General features: G+C 76.3%; 3 protein-coding genes, 2 tRNA genes and 2 pseudogenes. All 7 read left to right on the forward strand.

Annotated elements, in window-relative coordinates; genetic code table 11:
* Window positions 1-537 (forward strand): annotated as a pseudogene (locus tag D8M29_RS13655) (ATP-dependent RNA helicase); the annotation flags it as partial.
* Between the two features lie 85 nt (window positions 538-622).
* Window positions 623-694: transfer RNA gene (locus D8M29_RS11260), tRNA-Thr, on the forward strand.
* A 59-nt stretch (window positions 695-753) separates the two neighbouring features.
* Window positions 754-827: transfer RNA gene (locus D8M29_RS11265), tRNA-Met, on the forward strand.
* A gap of 89 nt (window positions 828-916) precedes the next feature.
* A complete protein-coding gene (locus tag D8M29_RS11270; RefSeq protein ID WP_036381486.1) occupies window positions 917-1210 on the forward strand; it encodes a hypothetical protein in 294 nt (97 codons plus the stop codon).
* Window positions 1211-1250: 40 nt separating this feature from the next.
* Window positions 1251-1700 carry a MaoC family dehydratase N-terminal domain-containing protein gene (locus tag D8M29_RS11275; RefSeq protein WP_036381490.1) on the forward strand — a complete coding sequence of 150 codons (450 nt, stop codon included), beginning with the start codon at window positions 1251-1253 and terminating at the stop codon, window positions 1698-1700.
* Window positions 1700-2191 carry a MaoC/PaaZ C-terminal domain-containing protein gene (locus tag D8M29_RS11280; RefSeq protein WP_036381494.1) on the forward strand — a complete coding sequence of 164 codons (492 nt, stop codon included), beginning with the start codon at window positions 1700-1702 and terminating at the stop codon, window positions 2189-2191. Before D8M29_RS11275 ends, D8M29_RS11280 begins: the two co-directional genes overlap by 1 nt.
* Window positions 2188-2308, forward strand: a pseudogene (locus D8M29_RS11285) (UDP-N-acetylenolpyruvoylglucosamine reductase); the annotation flags it as partial. The gene D8M29_RS11280 and the pseudogene D8M29_RS11285, both read left to right, overlap by 4 nt.

Raw genomic sequence — 2308 nt, forward strand, 5'->3', positions numbered from 1 at the left:
GGCCGCGGCCCGCGTGGCCCGGCCCGGGAACCCGCGGCCGGCAACGCGCCGTACTGGATCGCCGTGGGCCACCAGGACCGAGTGCGCGCGGGCAACAGCGCGGGGGCGCTGCCGACCGAGGTGGGCCGGCCCGCCTCGGCCACCCGCGCGACCGACCTGCTTGGCAACCACGCACCCGTCGAGCTGCCGCCAGCCACGCCCCCGGCCCGGCTCGCTGCCGCGGCCACCGCCGAGCTCACCGCCCGTCGCCTCGGCCAGCGCAAGGCCACCGGCCGCCCGGCCCGCGCCGAGCGCGACGGCGAGGGCCGCGGGGAGCGCGGCGGCGGCTGCCGCAAGGACCGCGGCGAGCGCGGAGGCTCCCGCGGGCACAGCGGCGGCGGCCAGCGCGGCGGCTTCCGCAAGGACCGGGACGACCGCGGCTTCCGTGAGGATCGCGGTGGCTTCCGCAAGGACCGGGACGACCGCGGGGGACGCCCCGGCGGCCGCAAGCCCCGTTGGGGCGCCCAGGAGCGCTCGGATCGGGGCGCCCGCCGCTGATCCGGCCGGGGTGCGGACCCCCGGAGGCCGTAGCCGGGGCCGATTTTGCATCGGCCCCGGGGCCCTGGTAGAGTCTCACCTCGTTGCCCCGATAGCTCAGTGGTAGAGCGCCATCTTGGTAAGATGGAGGTCCCGGGATCGATTCCCGGTCGGGGCTCTGACATGAGAGCCCGCCCTCGCGGCGTGAAACCGTGAGTGCGGGCGTTCTTGTGTCGTGGCGGCGTAGCTCAGCTGGTTAGAGCGCACGACTCATAATCGTGAGGTCGGGGGATCGAGTCCCCCCGCCGCTACGGAATCGGACGGACCCGGTCACCTCCTCGGAGGGGCCGGGTCCTTTCGCGTTCCGGGGCCCGTCCGTCGCCCCGGTAGCCTGGCGGGCATGTCCACGCGTCGCCCCGCCCCCCAGCCCGCCCGCGGCACCACCGCGCCCCGCGGCTTCGTCTCCCCGTGGGAGCACGGCTCCCGGCTGTACCGGACCCTCGTGCTGACCGGCTCCGCGCTGTTCCTCGTGGGCATCGTGCTGGCGGTCGTCGGCGGGACCACCGGACGCCTCGCCGTCTCCGGGACCGCCCTGGGCGTGCTCGGCGCGGGCGTCGCCGTGCACCTGTCCGCCCAGCTCGTGCGCTTCCGCCAGGCCGCCCGCCGGCAGGGGGAGCGGCGCCCCGGCCGTTAGGCTGGACGGCAGTCGAGAACCGTCCCGCAGGAGGCCCGAGTTGAGCGTGAACCCCGACGTCGCCGGGCGGAGCTATCCGCCCGCGCCCCCCTTCCAGGTCGGTCGTGAGGCGGTCCGCGGCTTCGCCGAGGCCGTGCAGGCCCACCATCCCGCGCACCACGACGTCGCGGCCGCCCGGGCCCTGGGACACGCCGACCTGGTCGCCCCCCCGACCTTCGCCGTCGTCATCGCCCAGCGCGCCGAGGCCGCCGTCGTCGCCGATCCCGAGCTGGGGATCGACTTCTCGCGGGTGGTCCACGCGGACGAGCGCTTCGTCCACCACCGCCCGCTGGTGGCCGGGGACGAGGTCGTGGCGACCGTGCGGGTCGAGGCCGTGAAGTCCCTCGGCGGCAACCGCATGGTCACCACCGTCACCGAGATCGCGGATCTGGACGGCGCTGCCGTCTCCACCGTCACGTCCACCCTGCTGGTCCGGGGAGAGGAGTCCTGATGAGCACCGCCCCCCGCCTGTCCGACCTCGCCCGGGGCGAGGTGGTCGGCACGCGCACCGTCACGTTCACCCGCGCCGACCTCGTCGCCTACGCGGGTGCCTCCGGCGACCGCAACCCGATCCACTGGTCCCCGACGTTCGCCGAGCACGTCGGCCTGCCCGGCGTCATCGCCCACGGGATGCTCACCATGGGCGCGGCCGTGCAGCTCGTCTCGGACTGGGCGGGCGACCCGGGCGCCGTCGTCGACTACCAGACCCGCTTCACCGGCATGGTGCCGGTCGCGGACACCACGGGGCGCACGGACGACGACGGCGCGCCCGTCCCCGGCGCCACGCTCGAGGTCGTCGGCACGGTCGGCGCCGTGGATGAGGCTGCCGGGACGGTGCGGATCGACCTGAACGTCACCAACCCGGACGCGGTGAAGCCGCGCGTGCTGACCAAGGCGCAGGCTGTGGTCCGCCTCGGCGGAGCCGCGGGGGAGAGCGCGTGAGCGAGCGGCTGGCGGACCACACCACCACCCGCGTCGGCGGGCCCGCGCGCGCGTGGGTCACCGCGCGCACCGAGGCCGAGGCGATCGAGGCCGTGCGCGCCGCCGACGCGGCAGGCG

The sequence above is a fragment of the Micrococcus sp. HSID17227 genome, from assembly GCF_003989405.1.
Lineage (GTDB): Bacteria > Actinomycetota > Actinomycetes > Actinomycetales > Micrococcaceae > Micrococcus > Micrococcus luteus.

What these genes read in the sequence shown, in the direction of transcription:
- D8M29_RS11270 (WP_036381486.1), top strand. Translation starts at nt 917, where the DNA reads ATGTCCACGCGTCGCCCCGCCCCCCAGCCCGCCCGCGGCACCACCGCG.
- D8M29_RS11280 (WP_036381494.1), top strand. Translation starts at nt 1,700, where the DNA reads ATGAGCACCGCCCCCCGCCTGTCCGACCTCGCCCGGGGCGAGGTGGTC.